The organism is Sinorhizobium fredii (assembly GCF_002944405.1).
GTDB lineage: Bacteria > Pseudomonadota > Alphaproteobacteria > Rhizobiales > Rhizobiaceae > Sinorhizobium > Sinorhizobium fredii_C.
On the sequence record NZ_CP024310.1, the window covers coordinates 350,768 to 367,458 of the forward strand.

At 62.7% G+C, this 16,691-nt stretch carries 12 protein-coding genes and 6 pseudogenes; 9 read left to right on the forward strand and 9 right to left on the reverse strand.

Going from position 1 to position 16,691, the window contains the following annotated elements:
• The first annotated feature begins 85 nt into the window (after positions 1–85).
• A complete protein-coding gene (locus tag NXT3_RS25315; RefSeq protein WP_037424549.1) occupies positions 86–616 on the forward strand; it encodes a c-type cytochrome in 531 nt (176 codons plus the stop codon).
• Positions 617–1,353: 737 nt separating this feature from the next.
• Here NXT3_RS25315 and NXT3_RS25320 read toward each other — a convergent pair.
• From NXT3_RS25320 to NXT3_RS25330, 4 genes and pseudogenes are all read right to left on the reverse strand, one after another.
• On the reverse strand, positions 1,354–1,671 hold the full coding sequence (locus NXT3_RS25320) for a DUF1476 domain-containing protein (RefSeq protein ID WP_037424553.1): 318 nt from the start codon (positions 1,669–1,671) through the stop codon (positions 1,354–1,356).
• A 302-nt stretch (positions 1,672–1,973) separates the two neighbouring features.
• Positions 1,974–2,411, reverse strand: coding sequence for a hypothetical protein (locus NXT3_RS32770; RefSeq protein WP_202862274.1), 438 nt, complete (start codon positions 2,409–2,411; stop codon positions 1,974–1,976).
• Positions 2,412–2,544: 133 nt separating this feature from the next.
• Positions 2,545–2,802: a hypothetical protein gene (locus NXT3_RS32775; protein WP_202859980.1), complete on the reverse strand. Its 258-nt coding sequence runs from the start codon at positions 2,800–2,802 to the stop codon at positions 2,545–2,547.
• Between the two features lie 149 nt (positions 2,803–2,951).
• Positions 2,952–3,774 (reverse strand): annotated as a pseudogene (locus tag NXT3_RS25330) (ATP-binding protein).
• A 653-nt stretch (positions 3,775–4,427) separates the two neighbouring features.
• On the opposite strand from NXT3_RS25330, the gene NXT3_RS25340 reads away from it, so the two are divergent.
• Together NXT3_RS25340 and NXT3_RS32780 are read left to right on the forward strand one after the other, a co-directional pair.
• The gene (locus NXT3_RS25340) at positions 4,428–5,525 is read left to right on the forward strand and encodes a zinc-binding metallopeptidase family protein (protein ID WP_104840911.1); all 1,098 of its coding nucleotides are present in this window, start codon (positions 4,428–4,430) and stop codon (positions 5,523–5,525) included.
• Positions 5,526–5,529: 4 nt separating this feature from the next.
• Positions 5,530–6,042: pseudogene (locus tag NXT3_RS32780) on the forward strand (hypothetical protein); the annotation flags it as partial.
• Between the two features lie 4 nt (positions 6,043–6,046).
• Here the strand turns inward: NXT3_RS32780 and NXT3_RS25350 are convergent.
• Positions 6,047–7,030 (reverse strand): L,D-transpeptidase family protein, encoded by a 984-nt coding sequence (locus NXT3_RS25350; protein WP_037424561.1) that lies wholly within the window; start codon positions 7,028–7,030, stop codon positions 6,047–6,049.
• Positions 7,031–7,386: 356 nt separating this feature from the next.
• Here NXT3_RS25350 and NXT3_RS25360 point away from each other — a divergent pair, with 356 nt between their 5' ends.
• Complete coding sequence (locus NXT3_RS25360; protein ID WP_097527478.1) at positions 7,387–8,181, forward strand: TIM barrel protein; 795 nt, start codon at positions 7,387–7,389, stop codon at positions 8,179–8,181.
• 69 nt (positions 8,182–8,250) lie between these two features.
• On the opposite strand, the pseudogene NXT3_RS25365 reads toward NXT3_RS25360, so the two are convergent.
• Positions 8,251–8,499 (reverse strand): annotated as a pseudogene (locus tag NXT3_RS25365) (LacI family transcriptional regulator); the annotation flags it as partial.
• Between NXT3_RS25365 and NXT3_RS25370 the strand changes: the two are divergent.
• The 5 genes and pseudogenes from NXT3_RS25370 to NXT3_RS25390 all read left to right on the forward strand — a co-directional run.
• Positions 8,496–9,204 (forward strand): annotated as a pseudogene (locus NXT3_RS25370) (NAD(P)/FAD-dependent oxidoreductase); the annotation flags it as partial. The pseudogenes NXT3_RS25365 and NXT3_RS25370 overlap by 4 nt on opposite strands.
• 30 nt (positions 9,205–9,234) lie before the next feature.
• Positions 9,235–10,696 (forward strand): annotated as a pseudogene (locus tag NXT3_RS25375) (aldehyde dehydrogenase family protein).
• The gene (locus NXT3_RS25380) at positions 10,696–11,730 is read left to right on the forward strand and encodes a proline racemase family protein (protein ID WP_104841402.1); all 1,035 of its coding nucleotides are present in this window, start codon (positions 10,696–10,698) and stop codon (positions 11,728–11,730) included. The pseudogene NXT3_RS25375 and the gene NXT3_RS25380 overlap by 1 nt, the downstream one beginning before the upstream one ends.
• A gap of 10 nt (positions 11,731–11,740) precedes the next feature.
• Positions 11,741–12,489: pseudogene (locus tag NXT3_RS25385) on the forward strand (SDR family NAD(P)-dependent oxidoreductase).
• 17 nt (positions 12,490–12,506) lie between these two features.
• The gene (locus tag NXT3_RS25390; RefSeq protein WP_234828246.1) at positions 12,507–13,262 is read left to right on the forward strand and encodes an SDR family NAD(P)-dependent oxidoreductase; all 756 of its coding nucleotides are present in this window, start codon (positions 12,507–12,509) and stop codon (positions 13,260–13,262) included.
• Positions 13,263–13,382: 120 nt separating this feature from the next.
• On the opposite strand, the gene NXT3_RS25395 is transcribed toward NXT3_RS25390, so the two are convergent.
• From NXT3_RS25395 to NXT3_RS25405, 3 genes are read right to left on the reverse strand one after another with little or no spacing between them, the layout of a single operon-like run.
• Positions 13,383–14,168, reverse strand: a complete 786-nt coding sequence (locus NXT3_RS25395) for an SDR family oxidoreductase (protein ID WP_097539958.1) — start codon at positions 14,166–14,168, stop codon at positions 13,383–13,385.
• 50 nt (positions 14,169–14,218) lie between these two features.
• Positions 14,219–15,169 (reverse strand): sugar-binding transcriptional regulator, encoded by a 951-nt coding sequence (locus NXT3_RS25400; protein ID WP_095678056.1) that lies wholly within the window; start codon positions 15,167–15,169, stop codon positions 14,219–14,221.
• 22 nt (positions 15,170–15,191) lie between these two features.
• Positions 15,192–16,661, reverse strand: a complete 1,470-nt coding sequence (locus NXT3_RS25405) for an FGGY family carbohydrate kinase (RefSeq protein ID WP_104840912.1) — start codon at positions 16,659–16,661, stop codon at positions 15,192–15,194.
• Positions 16,662–16,691: the final 30 nt, after the last annotated feature.

The following is a 16,691-nucleotide window of genomic DNA, read 5'->3' on the forward strand; positions in this document are numbered from 1 at the left end:
CCGATAATTCAAAGTGGCTAATATATACAGCAACTCCGTTATGGTATTCAGTTTACTTCAGCAGCGAGCCTCAGGGGAGGTAAGCATGTTTCAGTTAAGCATTGGATTCGCATTTTTCGCCACCTGTGCTTTGGGGCTACAGCCGTTCACGGCAGTTGCTGCCGACGGCACCGAGATTGCGCGGGGGGAATATCTCGTGACAATTGGCGGCTGCAACGACTGCCACACACCGGGCTATTTCTTCGGAAAACCGGACAGCTCACGTTTTCTCGGCGGTTCCGACGTAGGTTTTGAAATCCCCGGCGAGGGCGTCTTCATCGGTCGCAACATCACGCCTGATAAGGAGACCGGCATCGGCAGTTGGACTAGGGAGCAGATAGTGACTGCGATCCAAACCGGTCAACGGCCCGATGGCCGCGTTCTAGCGCCAATCATGCCGTGGCACGCATTTGCGCATTTAACCGAAGAGGATGCCACTGCAATTGCAGCGTTCCTTCAAAGCTTAAAGCCGGTGAGCCATCAGGTGCCAGGACCGTTCAAGCCAGGGGAAAAGGTGTCAACCTTTATGTTCAGGATCTTGCCACCTGGCGAAACTGCAGCCGCAGCGCCAAAATAGCTTCGCTCTTGATCCATTCGCGAGGCGGTATGCCTCTTTTTGTCAGGCATCGGCAGGTAAACGCCTTTAGTCCTTCCCATCAAGCGCAACCCTCAACGTTCTGATGACGTCGGCCGCGTCGATAGGGCCCTTATTTCCTCCGGTGGAAGGTCGCCGGCGCGACCCGCCGCCACCTGCAGATCGATCACAACATCGTTCGCGCGGTTACCATTCAGAATTTCGACTGCTGTCGTTGGACGCAACCTCGCCTACTTTAAGAAACTGCGGTATATGGTGGCCGAACTGTCGGCCCCGGCTCTAGCAAGCGAAGAAGTGACCGAATACTCGGGTCTCAAACTCGAAGACTTCGTCCCGCTGCCTGTTTCCATGTCGGGAGAGACACTGACTTTACGAGCGCTGTCACAAATTGAACTTGGATGCAGCCATGGCTGCCCGACGGGAAATGGTCGAGTTCATTTAGTCCGCAAAGGCGATCGGGAACGCGGCGTAAGACCGACATGGGCGTTATGGTTACGAGCTCTATGCCTGGCATGGGGGCAAAGCGGCCAACCACGACTCCGCCTTTTGAGGGTTTGCGTTGTCGAGAGCGGCGCTACCGCCCCAAGGCTTGCGGCGGCAGTAACGTAAAACGTTCCCGTTCTGTGCTCGAATCATCGCGAAAGCATAAAGAATCGATCGGAACTGCGCTGCTGCTTTGGCCAGGGGCATTTCTGTCGGGTTAAGCGGTTAAGCGGTGCTCAGTTGTTTTTGATCTGCTCGACTGCAGCCGCTAGCAGCTCATCCATGATGCTGCGAATCTGAGTATCTGAGAGGATTACGCCGGCCGCATCGAAATCGGTTCTCACCTTTCGGAACACATCATCGTCCCCGGCCTCTTCGAAGTCTGCCTGAACCACGTCCTGCGCATAGGCGCCAGCATCCGTACCGGTCTTGCCAAGCTTTTCGGCGGCCCAGAGGCCGAGCAGCTTATTGCGACGGGCCATGGCCTTGAACTTGGTTTCCTCGTCCATCGCGAACTTCTTTTCGAAACCTTCCTGACGATCTCTTATGCTCACGGCTTAGCCTCCAGTTCCGGTATGATTTCCGACGTGCCCGATATCCGCCAGATCACGGGTTCCTCCAAACCGAGCATGGCGCGGTTGGACGATGCTCGCAAGTCCTGATTATGTCAGCCGGTGGACGCAAGCTCACGGCAATCCGGGTGGGGCGACAGCGAAGTCCTAGCGCCAGTCGTCGAGCACGAAGGCGTCGGCGCGACTGTAACCCGGCTCATTGGGCCTGTGCATTGTGACCCCTTGGATTTCAGTTCGAAAGCCACTCCCGACCAAGTGCCGGTACGCCTCATGGCGGGCCATGTTCACCCCGCCAGCAGCTTGGGCATCCCCTCTGCTACGGAAAGCGCCTCGCAGGCATGCAGCAAGCTATCGAAGGTCTCCCCAGCCGCCGATCCTGGGCGCACAGCGCCGAACTTGATGAAGTAAACACCGTCGCCTGCTTCGCTGCGTGGCCCATGGTGGCACACGGCAAAACCATCCAAGCCCGTACCCGCCATATCGCCGACCAGGACCGTCTCCCCAAGCTCCTGCGCCTCTACGGCCTGGATCTCCGCGCCCAGGTCGAGCCCGTCGTAAAGGGCGCCGGTCAGGTCACGGCAAGACTTCAGGCATTCCAGTCTCTGCTCCTCTGTCAGATCGGAATACCGCGACCAGAGCACCGGCTCGGTCTGGTTGTGACGGACCGGCGCCGACATGATGGCCGTGAGGAAACGCGCCCAGTAGCCGTACTTTTGGTACACAGTCCCACGTGCTTGGCGCTCTCGGCGAAGGTGAACAGGCCTGCATGCCGCGTGCCCGATGCATCGAAGCTCGCCGTGACGGCCTCGATGAGCCGCGGGCCGATGCCTCGGTCCCAAAGGTTGGGGCGGATCGTCAACGGTCCGAAGAAGCCGACGTTGCCCCAGCAGGTTGCGAAGTTGGAGCCCACCAGTTCACCTCCACCTCAGCGGCGAAGGCAGTGACATGGGGCGCCTGCCAGCGGCCACGTACGTAGTCGCGGTCGGACCAGAACGACGCAGGTTCAGGTGCTCCCAAGAAGGTGCCAAACGCCAGCAGGAAAATTCTTTCGGCTTCCGGCAGATCGGTTTCGGCCAGCGCGCGGATGGCTATGCTCGGTGCAGTCGTTCCCATATCGCGCCTCCTTGGTTAGGTATGCAGCGCCGATGCGCTGCCCAAGGGCGATGCGGTCGGGCTGTATTCTACTCTTCCCAGAGGAATAGTCACTTCGTGTCAACGCCGCCGCAGATTTCCCCAAAAAGTGCGGAAGTAAAATTCGCCATTTATACCGACGGGGTCGTCATGGTGAGATGGCCATTTTTCGGCGGATGCCCTTGGTTTCGGCGGCGGACTGAAGGCTGGCGGCGTGATCAGCGCCTTCGAGCGGAAATGCTCCGGCATGAGCTCGGCGTGCGGACGCAATCGATAGCTTGAACCCTCGATTTGCACGACGACGGCATGGTGCAGAAGCCTGTCGAGCAGCGCAGTGGTGACGACGGGGTCACCGAAGACATCGCCGCATTCGGCAAAGCCGTGATATGTGAGGATCATTGCGCCGCGGCGATGACTGGCAGATAGCCGATTTCGTCGACGATCAGCAGGCTTGGCCTGCAGGGGAAGCGGATGCGCTCCTGCAGTCTATCTTTTCGTTCGGCTAGTGAGAGCGTGGCGACCAGATCGGCAAGCGTCGTGAAGTAGACGCTCTTTCTGGCCTTGACCGCCTCGCCGTCGAGAGCGGTAGCCAAGTGGCTTTTGCCCGTTCCCGGTGGGCCGAGGAAATGGACAGCCTCACACCGCTCGATGAAGCCGAGCTGTGCGAGGGTGAAGATCCGATCCTTGTCGAGCGAGGGCTAGAAGGAGAAGTCGAAGCCGGCCAGCGTCTTAATCGTCGCAAGCCGTCCCATCCGCAGCGCGGTCTTGATAACGGCTATTCTCGCGCAAGGTCAGCTCCTCGGAGAGCAGGATGTCGATCGCTTCAGATGCGGAGAGTTCGAGGCGGTGAACAACATGATCGAGAGCCTCGAGCGCGCGGGGCATCTTGAGGCCGACGAGATCGTGGAGAATGCGATCGATCATTGAGGATGCGGTATCGAGGGCGGCACTCATGAGCGATTCTCCCGTGCCATGGCTTTGCCGACGGCGTCATAGAAGGCCAGCGATCGATGAGAGACTCTGTCGCCAGCGCCCTGAAGAACGACGCTGCCGTCAGTGGACGGCGGCCGTGAACGCTGGGAGGCTATGCTTCGACGGTGATCACCGCATCGGGCATTCGAAAGCCGCACTCCTCCGATGGCACCGCGAAAACTGCTTCAAACATTAAGGCTGCAGTGATTTCAGAGCGAGCATCATGGGGTCCGCGGTTCGATTCTCCTCAAGGCGAGGGATAGGAGTCGACCTCCCGGACTGGACGGCTTGTTGCCGCTTCCCAATCGTCTCAGTTGGGTAACCGGCGCGAGGTTCGGAAGGGCGGCTGCGGCGAGGGCCTCCACTCATGGCCCAGCGGGCCAAGGTCGGCCTTGGGGTTGACAGCGGCGGTACTTTTATGAGCTTTTGTATTGGGAATTCTCATTCTGTGCTCAGAAGATCGCATAATGTATCCACTGGAGCGACTTCGCCAGTAGGCTGGCAGGCCACCCCCGCTCTTACGACCTCGACGCAGGCCGGCCACATTCTTTGAATGCCAGAAATGCGTTCATGGCAAAGCAGCCGAAGCATCTTTTCCCTGCCTCGCGCGTTTCGCTGCACCAACGGGGGTTTGCATGCGTCTTTATCAATGCGATGTGAGCGGATTGCCGCTTTATTTCGACAACCATTTCAGCGTCGGCGCGAACAACGCACCGGTTGGATTCGTAGCGGACACCCTGACGCTGCATACCCTCACCAACGCTGGCGAAGGTCTTTGGCGGATCCCGTCGCGCCCAGACCGGCTTTGGAAGTTTTGCGCCAACGCGCCGATTGACGGTAGCAACTGGCTTGTAAATGCTGATGATCCAAACCCGCTGGCTATCCCCGCCCGCTACAACCGCATCATCCCAAGCACGGGCACGGCGCAAGGCCGCGAGCGATTCCACAAGATCGGAGCCGCCCAACGTCATCTCTTTTACTCCATCCTGCGTTTTGACATTCCCTGTCCCGATCGGGGCAGCGACCCCCACGGGGGTCTTGTCTTCGACTTCCTGGAAGACGCGATCGACGATCTTGGTCATTCGGTCCCGGCCATGACCGGACACGAGGATGGCCTCATCAGCATTCGCGCCGCTGAGGCGGACGATGCGGTGCGGGAGACGGTTCGCGTGTCGATGGGAGAGCCTTACCGCACACTGCTCGGCCACTTCAGGCATGAGATCGGTCACTTCTTCTTTCAGCAGCTTGTCGCAGGCACCGACATGCTTGCCGAAGCGCGGCAGCTGTTTGGCGACGAACGGGAAGACTACGACTCCGCCCTTCAGAAGCACCACGGCGAAGGTAGCTTTGTCGATTGGCGGCAGCGCTTCATCTCGGCTTACGCGAGCTGCCATCCGGCCGAGGATTTTGCGGAATGCTGGGCGCACTTCTTCCATATCGTCGATACGCTGGAATCGGCACGCGCTTTCGGTCTTTCGGTCGAGCCCTTCCGGCATCGCGATCTCGACGCCGAGGTAAAGTTCGACCCATACCGCGCCGAGAGCGCCCAGCAGTTGGTCGAAGCCTGGGTTCCGATCAGCTTGGCGTTGAACACGTTTCAGCGCTCGATGGGACAACGCGACATCTATCCCTTTGTCCTGGCGCCGCCCGTGATTGAGAAGCTGGATTTCATAAACAGGCTGATCAAAGCGGCACGGCAAGGCAGTCTTCGTCGGACGTCGCTAGCTGGATGAAAATGGGGCCGACGCCTCCAGCCTGTTCATGAAATATCTGCGTCGCGGCTCCGGGCCTGCGATATCGTAGTCGACGGTGGGCATCAAACTGAAATCCGGATCCGATGTCAGCCACCTCACCGAAGATGCGGTCGTGCTGAAGGACGGCATGGTGCTTCCAGCCGATCTCGTCGCTTATGCGACCGACTATGGATCGATGAACGGCTGGGCCGCCGACCTCATCTCCAAGGACGTCGCCGCCTCGGTCGGCAAGGTCTGGGGGACGGGCACTACTTCTTCGTCGACATCCTTCGTGAGGGAATTATCCTCTACGAACTTAGTCCAGACCGATGATGGGAAAACGGTGCCTTCTTTGTGGCGTTCGAGCAATGACCACGGTTCAGCACTTGTCTTTGTCAGAGCGGGCCGTTCCACCCCGGCACATCCAAATGTCAGACATAGGTGCATTTTCCATTTGCAAGACCTGGTCGCTGGCGAAGGGATCGAAATGCATGTGAGACTGTCTGGAAGCATTTGAGAGTTCAGTCGGTGAACTCGACGATGACCCCCGGCTTGACCATCTCCGCCAATTCCTCGGCGTCCCAGTTCGTCAGGCGGATGCATCCGTGCGACCCCGCCTTGTCGATCAGCGATGGTTCCGGCGTGCCGTGGATCCCGTAGGTCGGCTCCGTCAGGTCGATCCAGACGCTTCCGACGGGGCCATTCGGGCCTTTGGGCAGCGTCAGAGCCTTATTGTTGTTGCCCTGCTGGAAATTGATCTTGGGGTTGTATTCGTAGGGGGGCATGCGAGCGACCCCCTTGACCTTGTGGGTGCCGGAGGGCGAAGGCGATTCTTCGCTGCCGATGGTGGCGGGGTATACGGCCAGCAGCGAGCCGTCCTCGGCGAATGCCAGGACTTGCCCCGCTTGCCGGCGCGCCTCGATGCGTTTGACCTTGCCTTCCATCGCGGCACCGGGAATGGCCACCGACACCGTTTCGCCTGCGGCAAACGCGGTGCCCGGATTTAGCGCCTTCAGGAGGTCGATATCCATGTGAAAGCGTTCGGACAGCCTTTCCGCGACGCTCGTATAGCCGAGGTGCTCCATCCTGGCCTGCTCGGCATAGTCTTCGGGAATGCTCTCAACGAGGTCCTTGGCATCGTCATCGGAGATGACATAGGGCTCGATGACCGGCTTATCGGTCGGAAGCTTTTCGATGACCCTAGGGTCCAGCTTTCCGTCGACGGGAAGACCTTGCAGGGCCTCGAATCCGGCAATCGCTTTTGCGACGTTCTCGCCGTAATAGCCGTCGACCACTCCAGGCGACGAACCGGCGCGATCCAGAAGGACCTGGAGACGAATGATGGCCGGTTGCGGTCGAGGCGGGGCTTCGGGCGGTCGCTCCGGCGGAATGGAGTCGATCGACGCCTTGTTGATGGCGTCGGGCTGGAGTTCCTGGGCGCTGGCGGAGGCGCAGAGCGCCAATGTGAGGGATGCTGCGAACAAGGCGATTTTTTTCATGACCATCAAATGTACGACCACCGAACTTGTTCCGGCGGCTGCTTCCGCAGATTTGGTGAAAGAGGCAGAGCGAGGTGACCGCACCCCCACTCGAACTCCGCGCCATGCCCTTCGGCCCGGCTCCTCTTGCTTCCCGGCCTACGGCAGCGTGCCTCCAGGATGAGCCGCGGGTGCTTGAGCGGCGGGGCACATAGGATATGGAACGAGCGTTCCATTTCAAATTTGACGGAATAAATATTTGCTTTGACCGCGGTCGCGGATAACATCGCCTGAGAGGCTTTCTCGGACCGTTCTGCTGGCTTGCACAAGTCGGCGTCATAGCCACTCTTCCGGACTGCCATCATCGTCAACGGATACGACCAATGAGTGCATCCAAGACCTCTCCCTTCCCGCTGGCGGCCTGCGCGGAAATGCTCTGGCGCGACAAGCCGATCGAGTGGCGCGCCTCGCGCCTGAAAGAAATGGGTTTCGGTGTTGGCCTCTGGAACTGGCCGGAGCACGATCTCAATAAGCTGGAAGCGACCGGCGCGACCTTCACGATCATGAACGGCTATCTGACGGGCCGTCTGACGGACGACGACGGTGCAGCAGAACTCCTCAGAACGGCGCGCGAGACCGCGCAGGTTGGAAAGCGGCTTGGCGTTCAGCGGCTCAACCTGCATGGTACAGGTTTGGGAGACGGAGGCCTGCCTGTCCAGCCGATCGAAGTCGTCACCGGCGCGATGTGGCTGAGGGCCCGTGACACGCTCTGCCATATCGTGGATATGGCGGAAGAAGAGGGGGCCATCTTCACGCTCGAGAACCTCAACCTGCCGGTCGACCATCCGGGCGTGCCCTTCGGGCGCGCCGAAGAGACGCTGGCGCTGGTCTCAAGCGTCAATCATCCGCGGCTCCGCCTAAATCTCGATCTCTACCATGCCCAGATTGGCGAAGGGAACCTAATCGAACTCTGCCGCAAGTGTCTGCCTTGGATCGGCGAGATCCAGGTGGCTGATGTCCCCGGCCGCTGCGAACCCGGCACCGGTGAGGTCAACTGGAACGGTATCGCCAAGGCGCTGAATGCCATGGGCTATTCCGGCCCGATTGGCATGGAAGCCTGGGCCGCTGGCGATCCCGAAGCCGCGCTGGACGCATTTCGCGCCGCATTCACGATCTGACTGTTTATTACCCTGGCGGCGAAGAGGCTCATCGTCCGCTGACAGGGGCGGTTCCGGATCGAGTTCAGGCTATACGCTCTCCGGCGTGATAATCTCGAACGGAACGACGCGCTGCAGGATCGTCGTGCTGTTGCGCTGTTCCAGCGAGTCGACCATGGTCGCAATCAATTCGTCCGAGGTCCGCTCAAGCGGATGGCAGAGAGCGGCGGTGATGAGACCCTCGGTCAATCCCTTGCGGGTCTCGGGGCCGATGTCGCGGCAGACAATCCTGACCTTGCTTCGCTTTTCCTCCGGGGCTTCGCGCAGCGCGCGCAGAACCAGCATTAACGACAAAGATTGGGAAGGCGGTGCTGTTTCCCGACAACCGCTCGATCCGCGACCCCTACAAGCTCCTCCTGAAACTGCGCGAAAAGTTTCTCGCCCTCGGAGGCAGGATCGAGCAGGGCGAGGTCGTCGGCTTCGATAGTGGTGATCGCGTCAAAGCCGTCCGCCTGAAGGATGGCCGTTCGGTTTCTGCCTCTCGAGTCGTGCTCGCAGCCGGCGCCTATACCGGCAAGCTGGCGCGGCTTCTCGGCGAACCGGTCCCGCTCGAGACCGAGCGTGGCTACCACACCCAGATCATGGCGCCGGGATTCTCGATGCGCCATTCGATCATCTGGCCGGCGCGCGCCTTCATGGTGACGCCGACGGCCGGCGGCATTCGCGTTGGCGGCACGGTTGAGATGGCCGGTCTCGAGGCGGCGCCCGACTACCGGAGGGCGAAAGTGCTGGTCAAGCGCGCGCGAGGCGCTGCCGGATCTGCGGGCCGAGAAGGCGACGGAATGGATGGGCCACCGGCCGGCGCTTCCTGATACGGTGCCGATCATCGGTCCTTCCGCGAAACACCGAGGCACCTTCTACGCCACCGGCCACGGGCATCTGGGCCTCACTTATGCGGCGACGACCGGACGGCTGATCGCCGATCTCGTGACGGGCCCTGAGCCGCCGATCGATCTCAAACCATACCGCGTCGACCGGTTCTGACGGCGAGCGCGGGAAACAATGGAGCGAACAATGCGCAGCGAACTCTATATCGATGGAAAATGGACGGCCGCCGCGAACGGCAGGACGTTCGACGTCGTCAACCCGGCGACGGAGGAAGTGATCCACCAGATCGCCGCGGCAACGGCGGAAGACGTTGATCTCGCGGTGAAGGCGGCTCGCCGCGCCTTCGACCAGGACGGCTGGCCGAAGCTTTCGGGCGCACAAAGGGCAAAATACCTGCGCGCCATCGTCGCGGGCATCCGCACCCGGCAGGCGGAAATTCCCCGGCTCGAGGTGATCGACAACGGCAAGCCGTTTCCCGAAGCCGATTGGGATATCGCCGACGCGGCCGGCTGCTTCGACTTCTATGCCGGGCTCGCCGAACAGCTCGACAACAATCCGGAGGAGCCGATCGCGCTTTCCGACGCCCGGTTCACCTCCAAGGCGGTCAAGGAGCCGATCGGCGTCGCCGGCGCGATCATTCCCTGGAACTACCCGCTGCTGATGGCCGCCTGGAAGGTCGCGCCAGCGCTTGCCGCCGGCTGCACGGTGGTGCTGAAGCCGGCGGAGGTCACCTCGCTGACGGCGCTCGAACTGGCCGCGATCGCCGACGAAGTCGGGCTGCCGCCGGGCGTCCTCAACATCGTCACCGGCTCCGGCTCGATCGCCGGACAGGCGATCATCGACCACAGGCAAGTCGACAAGCTTGCCTTTACCGGCTCCGGGCCGGTCGGTTGGAAGATCATGGCGGCCGCCGCCCGCGACATCAAGCGCGTCAGCCTCGAACTCGGCGGCAAGTCGCCCTTCGTGGTCTTCGACGATGCCGATATCGACGAGGCGGTCGAATGGATCATGTTCGGCATCTTCTGGAACCAAGGGCAGGTCTGCTCCGCGACGTCGCGCGTCCTCGTGCAGGAGGGCATTTACGATCAGCTGCTGGCGCGGCTTGTCGAGGAAACGCAGAAGATCGGCGACGGTATCGAGGACGGCGTGCTGCTCGGGCCGCTGGTCTCCAAGCGCCAGCACGAGCAGGTCGTCGCGGCGATCGAGGCGGCGAAGGCCGCCGGTGCGATGGTCGCCTGCGGCGGCAAGCGGCCGGAAGGTTGCGACACGGGCTATTATCTCGAGCCGACGGTGCTGACCGACGTGCCGCTGGAGAGCGACGCCTGGCGTGAGGAGATTTTTGGGCCGGTCGTCTGCATTAAGCCGTTCGCGACCGAAGAGGAAGCGATCGAGCTTGCCAATGATTCCCGCTTCGGTCTCGCCGCGGTCGAAGGATGACGTCCGCGCCGAGCGCGTCGCGAGCGCCTTCCGTGCCGGCATCGTCTGGATCAACTGCTCGCAACCGACCTTCACCGAGGCGCCCTGGGGCGGCTACAAGGAGTCGGGCATCGGTCGCGAACTCGGCCGCTGGGGTCTTGAAAACTATCTTGAGACGAAGCAGATCACCCGCTTTGCCGCCGGCGAGAAGTGGGGCTGGTACATCAAATGATGGCCTGGGATCGCTCGCTTGATTTGCTCGAGGTCCATTGCCAGGGCGAGATCGGCAAGGTGATTGTCGGCGGCGCGCCGGAAATTCCCGGCGCGACCCTGCTCGACAAGATGAACCACATCAACCGGGTCGACGAGAGCCTTCGCCGATTCGTCACCTTCGAACCGCGCGCCAGCGTCGCCATGTCGGTCAACCTGCTCGTCACACCGACGCGGCCCGATGCGGATGCGGGCTTCATCGTGCTGCAGGCGGACCGCGCCCATCCGATGTCCGGCAGCAACTGCATCTGCGTCGTCACCGCCCTGCTTGAAAGCGGGCAGGTCGCGATGCGGGAGCCGGAAACGATCGTCCGCCTCGACACGCCCGTCGGGCTGATCGTCGCCCGCGCCACCTGCCGCGAAGGTCGCTGCCTGTCGGTCAGCCTTGATAACGTGCCGAGTTTCGCCGAGGCGCTGGATCGGGAGATCGAGGCGCCGCGCTGGGGCCGCATCAACGTCGATATCGCCTTCGGCGGCGTCTATTACGCGATCGTCGATGTCGATCAGGTCGGAAGCGCGATTGCGCCGGCCAATGCGCGCTATCTCGCCGAAGCGGGGATCGAGCTGAAATCGCTGATCTCCGAGCAGGTGGCGTTGAAGCATCCGACGCTCACCGGCGTCGACGAGATTGCCTATGTGATGTTTCGCGGGCGCGAGCCGGACGGTGCGGTGCGCACCTGCACGACGCTGAAGCCGGGCCGCGTCGATCGCTCCCCCTGCGGCACCGGCAGTTCGGCGAACCTTGCGACACTTTACGCGCGCGGCGAGGTCGCGGTGGGGGAGCGGCGGACTTCACGGTCCATCATCGGCGGCGAGTTCGTGGCGGAAGCAATCGGGATCACCGAGGTCGGCGGACGTCCCGCCGTGCTGCCGCGGATCACCGGACGCGGCTGGATCTACGGCCGCGAACAGCTCCGCATTTCGGACGAGGATCCATTCAGGAGCGGCTTTGCGCTCTCCGACAGCTGGGGTCCGCAGGTCGATCAGCTCGGTTGAGGAGGCTACAATGTCCATCCAGTCCCTATCGGGCCAGACCGTCCTCGTCACCGGCGCTTCCGGCGGCATCGGCGCGGCCATCGTCGAGCGCCTGGCGGAAGAGGGCGCCCGTTCGATCATCCACTACGGCCGCGACCGAGCGGGAGCGGAAGCGCTGCTGGCGCGTATTTCCGGCGAGGGGTGGATCGTTCAGCGGCCTATGGGGCATTCGACCTCTGGCGCCGGGCAGAAGAAGCGGCGGGCCGTATCCATGCGCTCGTCAACAATGCCGGGATCCGCACCGAGATTACGATCGACGCCGAGCCCGACGCGTGGCGGCAAGCCTGGCAGAAGGAGTTTCAGGTGAACTTCTTCGCCGCCGCCGATCTCTGCAAGCAGGCGCTTACGCATTTCAAGGCGCAGGGCGGCGGCCGGATCGTCAACATGGCGAGCCGCGCCGGCCAGCGCGGCTATGCGGCCGATGCCATGCCCTAGGGCGCAACGAAGGCGGCGCTCGTCAATCTCACGAAATCGATCGCCCGCAGCTTCGGTGCCGACGGCGTCGTGGCGCTGGCGATCGCGCCCGACTGGGTGCGGACGGAGATGGCCGAGGACTTCATCGCGAAGTTTGGCAAGCAGGCCGCCGTCGCCGACATACCGATCGGCGAGATGGCTGAGGCCGCCGAAATCGCCGAACTCGTCGCCTTCGCGCTCAGGCCGTCGCAGCGGTCGCTGAACGGCGCGACGCTCGACGTCAATGGCGGCAGTTACATTCGATAGGACTTGAGGAGCGAGAGATGCAAAGATTCGAAGGCCAGGTTGCGGTCGTTACCGGCGGAGGCCGCGGCATCGGTTCGGGCATAGCGCGGCGGCTCGCGGAGGAGGGGGCGCTGGTCGTCATCTCAGACGTGAACGGCGACGCGGCAGGCGCCGTTGCGGCCGAGATCGTGACAGCCGGGGGTTCTGCCATTGCGATCGCCGCCGACATTTCTCAGCGGGAACCGTGCTGCGCTCTGATTGCCGAAGCATTTGACCAGAAGAAGCGCATCGACATTCTCGTCAACAATGCAGGAATCAACCGGCGGGGCAACCTCCTGTCGCTGAGCGACGACGAATGGCACGCGAGCTTCGCGGTCAATCTCGATTCAATGTTCTATCTTTGCCGCGCTGCGATCCCGCACATGATCGAGGCGGGCGGCGGCGTCATCGTCAACACCGCCTCGCAATGGGGTCTCCATCCGGCGCCGAACCACATCGCCTATAACACCTCCAAGGCTGCGGTCGCCGCCTTCACCCAGAACCTCGCCCGCGACTACGCGCCACACAAGATACGCGTCAACGCCGTCTGCCCCGGCGAAATCCATACGCCGATGCTGGAGGCGGGGGGTGAAGCGGTCGGGACGGACGATCGCCGATCTCGACAAGCTTGTTCCCTTCGGCCGGATCGGAAAGCCGAAGGAGGTCGCCGCCCTGTCGCCTTCCTTGCCTCCGACGAAGCCGCCTTCATGTGCGGTTCGCTCGTCGAGATCACCGGTGCACAGGCGGTCGCTTAGCATTGTGCATTTAGGTGGAGTCACCCGACACAACATTCGGTAAAACGGACAGGTAGAGGGGTCGCCGAGCGAGATCACGCGGCGGCCGCTGATGCCAAATGGGCTTCTCCAAGCCAACCATCACGACATGATCAATCCGCCGTCGACGTTGATCGTCTGTCCGGTGATGTAAGCCGCATCCTCAGAAGCCAGGAAGGCAACGAGGGCGCCGACTTCGGCAGGCGTTCCCGCCCGGCCCATGGGAATGCCCTCGACCCATTCGGCCATGAGTTCGCCCGGGCCGTATTCGCCGAGCATCTGGCCCCAGACCCTGTCATTGTAGTCCCACATCTCCGTGTGGATGATGCCGGGGCAGATGGCGTTCACGGTAATGCCTTCGCGGGCGAGTTCCTTGGCAAGGCTCTGCGTCAGGCCGACGACGCCGAATTTCGAGGCGGCGTAATGCGGGGTGTAGATGAAGCCCTGCCGCGCCTGGCCGGAGGCTGTGTTGATCAGGCGACCCTTGGTGCCGCTGGCGCGGAAGCGGCGGATCGCCTCCTGGCAGCACAGGAAGACGCCCTTGGTGTTTACGTCGAGGTTCAGGTCCCATTCGCGTTCGGTCAGGTCCTCGACCTTGGCGATGGTGATGACGCCCGCATTCTGCACCGATACGGAAATGGCGCCGAGCTTCGCTTCGGCCGCCGCGTAGGCGTCCTGGACGGCGCGGGCGTCGGTCACGTCCAGTACGATGCCGATCACCTCTGCGCCGGTTTCCTCGGCGAGCGCCTCGGCGGCCACGGCCATGTCCTTCTCGATCGCGGCGATGGCGATTTTGGCCCCCTCATCGGCAAAGCGCTTGGCGATGCCGCGGCCGATCCCCTTGTTGCCTCCGGTGACGAAAACCGTCTGGCCCGCAAAACGTCTCATGGTCTTTCCTCCATAATGCGCGAGCTGCCAAAGGCTGATCTCGGATAGGATCAGGCCGTGAGCCGAGCCGCAGTGAACTTGTCGGTTACAAGCACATCGATGACGCCGAGTTTTAGGGCGCCGGCGATGGCCTGCGTTTTCGATTCTCCGCCTGCCAGCGCCATGACGCGGTCGGCTTTCCTGAGGTCTTCAAGCGAAATGCCGATGACGCGGTCATTGAGCGGCGTTTCGACCGGCTTTCCCTCCCTGTCGTAGAACCGGTAGGAGATCTCGCCGACGGCGCCGGCCTCGTGCAGCATCGCCATTTCCTGGCGGGAGAAGGTGTTACCGGAGCGGGCGAGGAGCTCGGACGGCTCCACCGCACCGATGCCGACGATCGCCAGGCTGAGGCGGCCGAAGAGGTCCATCGTCTCGCGCACGACCGGATCGGCGAGCATGACGAGCTTTGCCTCGCGCGACGAGGTGATGCCCTGGACGAGAAGCAGCCGCGGCTCGCCGCCGGTGAGCCGCGCGAGGCGCGCCGTCAGCTGCGTGGCGTGGGTTTGGACCGACGCGTCCCCCATGCCACCAAGGATCTGCACGATGTATTTGGCCTTGGCGGTCTTGAGCGGGTGGATGTTGTCCACCATGCGCAGGATCGTCTGGCTCCAGCTCGAGACGCCGATGATCTCGTCCTGCTGCAGGGTGACCTCGAAGAAATGGGCGGCCGCCTCGCCGATGCGCGCCATGATCGCGCCGTCCCTGTCCTCGGAACAGTCGATGACGATCGCCTCCGTCAGGCCGTAGCGGTCGCGCAGCGCGGTTTCGAGATCGGCGAAGGTGCCCGGCGGCGGAATAACCGTGGTCCGGACGATGTCTTCCTGCTCGGCCCGCTTCAGCATGCGCGACACGGTCGCCTGCGACATGCGCATGACCTCGGCGATCTCTGCCTGCCGCTTGCCTTCGATATGATACATCTGAGCAACTCGGGCGATCAGTCGCAGCTCGTTGAGCCGTCCCATGGAATCCTCCAGGCGTGAATTTTTATTCACTCATAGTGGAAGGGCCCGGAACGGTCGAGCGGTAGATTGCGTCCTGCCAAACCCGGAGGCGATCTGTGGCGTCGGAAACACGCGGCGAGATGGGATCACCGCCACGTGGCAGGGCGGTAATGGCGGCAAGATCGGGCCAGACGCCCAGCGAAAGCCCCGCCAGATAGGCGGCGCCGAGGGCGGAGGCCTCCGGCGCGTCGCATTGGGTGACGGCGTGGTTCAGCGTGTCGGCGACGCACTGCATCAAAAAGGTGTTCTTGCTCGGCCCACCATCCGCATAGAGGCGGCCGAGCGGTGTCGGCGACTGCGCTGACATGGCCTTGAAGACGTCATGGACCTGAAAGGCCATCGAATCGGTCACTGCGCGGGCCATCTGGGCGCGTGTGGTGTTGAAGGTAATGCCGGAAAACAGCGCCCGCGCATCGGACTGCCAGTAGGGCGCGCCGAGGCCTACAAAGGCCGGCACGAAGCCGGGTCCGCGTGGCTCGGCGGTTGCGGCAAGGTCGGTCAGGGCCTGAACGTCGGGCAGGCCGAGCATCTCGACCATCCACGGCAGCGCTGCGGCTGAGACGAGAATATTGCCCTCGAAGGCATAGGTCGGCTGGCCGTCGATCGACCAGGCGATCGTCGTCGTGATGCCCTGCTCGGGCGCGATGAAGCGGGGCAGCGTCGTCATCACGGACGAGCCGGTTCCGAAGGTCACCTTGCCGTCGCCGGGATTGAAGGCGCCGTGTCCGAAGAGCGCCGCATGGCTGTCGCCGATCGCCGCGGCGATCGGGATGCCGTCCCTGAGGCCCGGCACGTTTTGGGTCACGCCGAAGCGCGACGCGCTGTCTCGCACTTCGGGCAAGGCGGATTTCGGCACGCCGAACAGTTCGCAGAGCTCGTCGCTCCAGGCCTGCCGGTTGAGGTCGTAAAGCTGACTGCGGGCGGCATTCGAAGCGTCGCAGGCATGGACCGCGCCATCGGTGAAGCAATGGATCAGCCAGGCGTCGATCGTCCCGAGCCGCACTTCGTGTCCTGCAGACACGCGGTCCAGCAGCCACTTCATCTTCGGGCCGGGGAACATCGGGTCGATGGGCAGGCCGGTGAGCGCCTGCACGCGGGGCGCGTGGCCGGCTGCGACCAATTCGGCGCAGGCCGGTGCGCTGCGGCGGCACTGCCAGCTCACCACCGGCCCGAGCGGCCTGCCCGTTGCTGCATCCCAGATGGTGACGGACTCGCGCTGGTTGGAAATCGCGATACCGAGGATGTCGACGTCAGGACCGGTCTGCAGGCAGGCGGCAATCGCCTCCTTGACCGATTCCCAGATGCGCATTGGGCTCTGCTCCACCCAGCCGGGCTGCGGATGTTCGATGCCGACCAGAGACGAGCCGCGCGACAGGATTTCGCCGGCCGTGGAGACAAGCACGGCCTTGGAATTCGTGGTGCCCTGGTCGATGGCGAGGATGGCGGTCGTCATGGCAACTCCGGCAGGCGTGAATTGGGGGCG

Coding starts and splice junctions, on each gene's coding strand:
- NXT3_RS32775 (WP_202859980.1), bottom strand. CDS start 2,802: ATGGGAACGACTGCACCGAGCATAGCCATCCGCGCGCTGGCCGAAACC.
- NXT3_RS25350 (WP_037424561.1), bottom strand. CDS start 7,030: ATGGTCATGAAAAAAATCGCCTTGTTCGCAGCATCCCTCACATTGGCG.
- NXT3_RS25340 (WP_104840911.1), top strand. CDS start 4,428: ATGCGTCTTTATCAATGCGATGTGAGCGGATTGCCGCTTTATTTCGAC.
- NXT3_RS25380 (WP_104841402.1), top strand. CDS start 10,696: ATGGCCTGGGATCGCTCGCTTGATTTGCTCGAGGTCCATTGCCAGGGC.
- NXT3_RS25395 (WP_097539958.1), bottom strand. CDS start 14,168: ATGAGACGTTTTGCGGGCCAGACGGTTTTCGTCACCGGAGGCAACAAG.
- NXT3_RS25360 (WP_097527478.1), top strand. CDS start 7,387: ATGAGTGCATCCAAGACCTCTCCCTTCCCGCTGGCGGCCTGCGCGGAA.
- NXT3_RS25405 (WP_104840912.1), bottom strand. CDS start 16,661: ATGACGACCGCCATCCTCGCCATCGACCAGGGCACCACGAATTCCAAG.
- NXT3_RS25390 (WP_234828246.1), top strand. CDS start 12,507: ATGCAAAGATTCGAAGGCCAGGTTGCGGTCGTTACCGGCGGAGGCCGC.
- NXT3_RS25400 (WP_095678056.1), bottom strand. CDS start 15,169: ATGGGACGGCTCAACGAGCTGCGACTGATCGCCCGAGTTGCTCAGATG.
- NXT3_RS25315 (WP_037424549.1), top strand. CDS start 86: ATGTTTCAGTTAAGCATTGGATTCGCATTTTTCGCCACCTGTGCTTTG.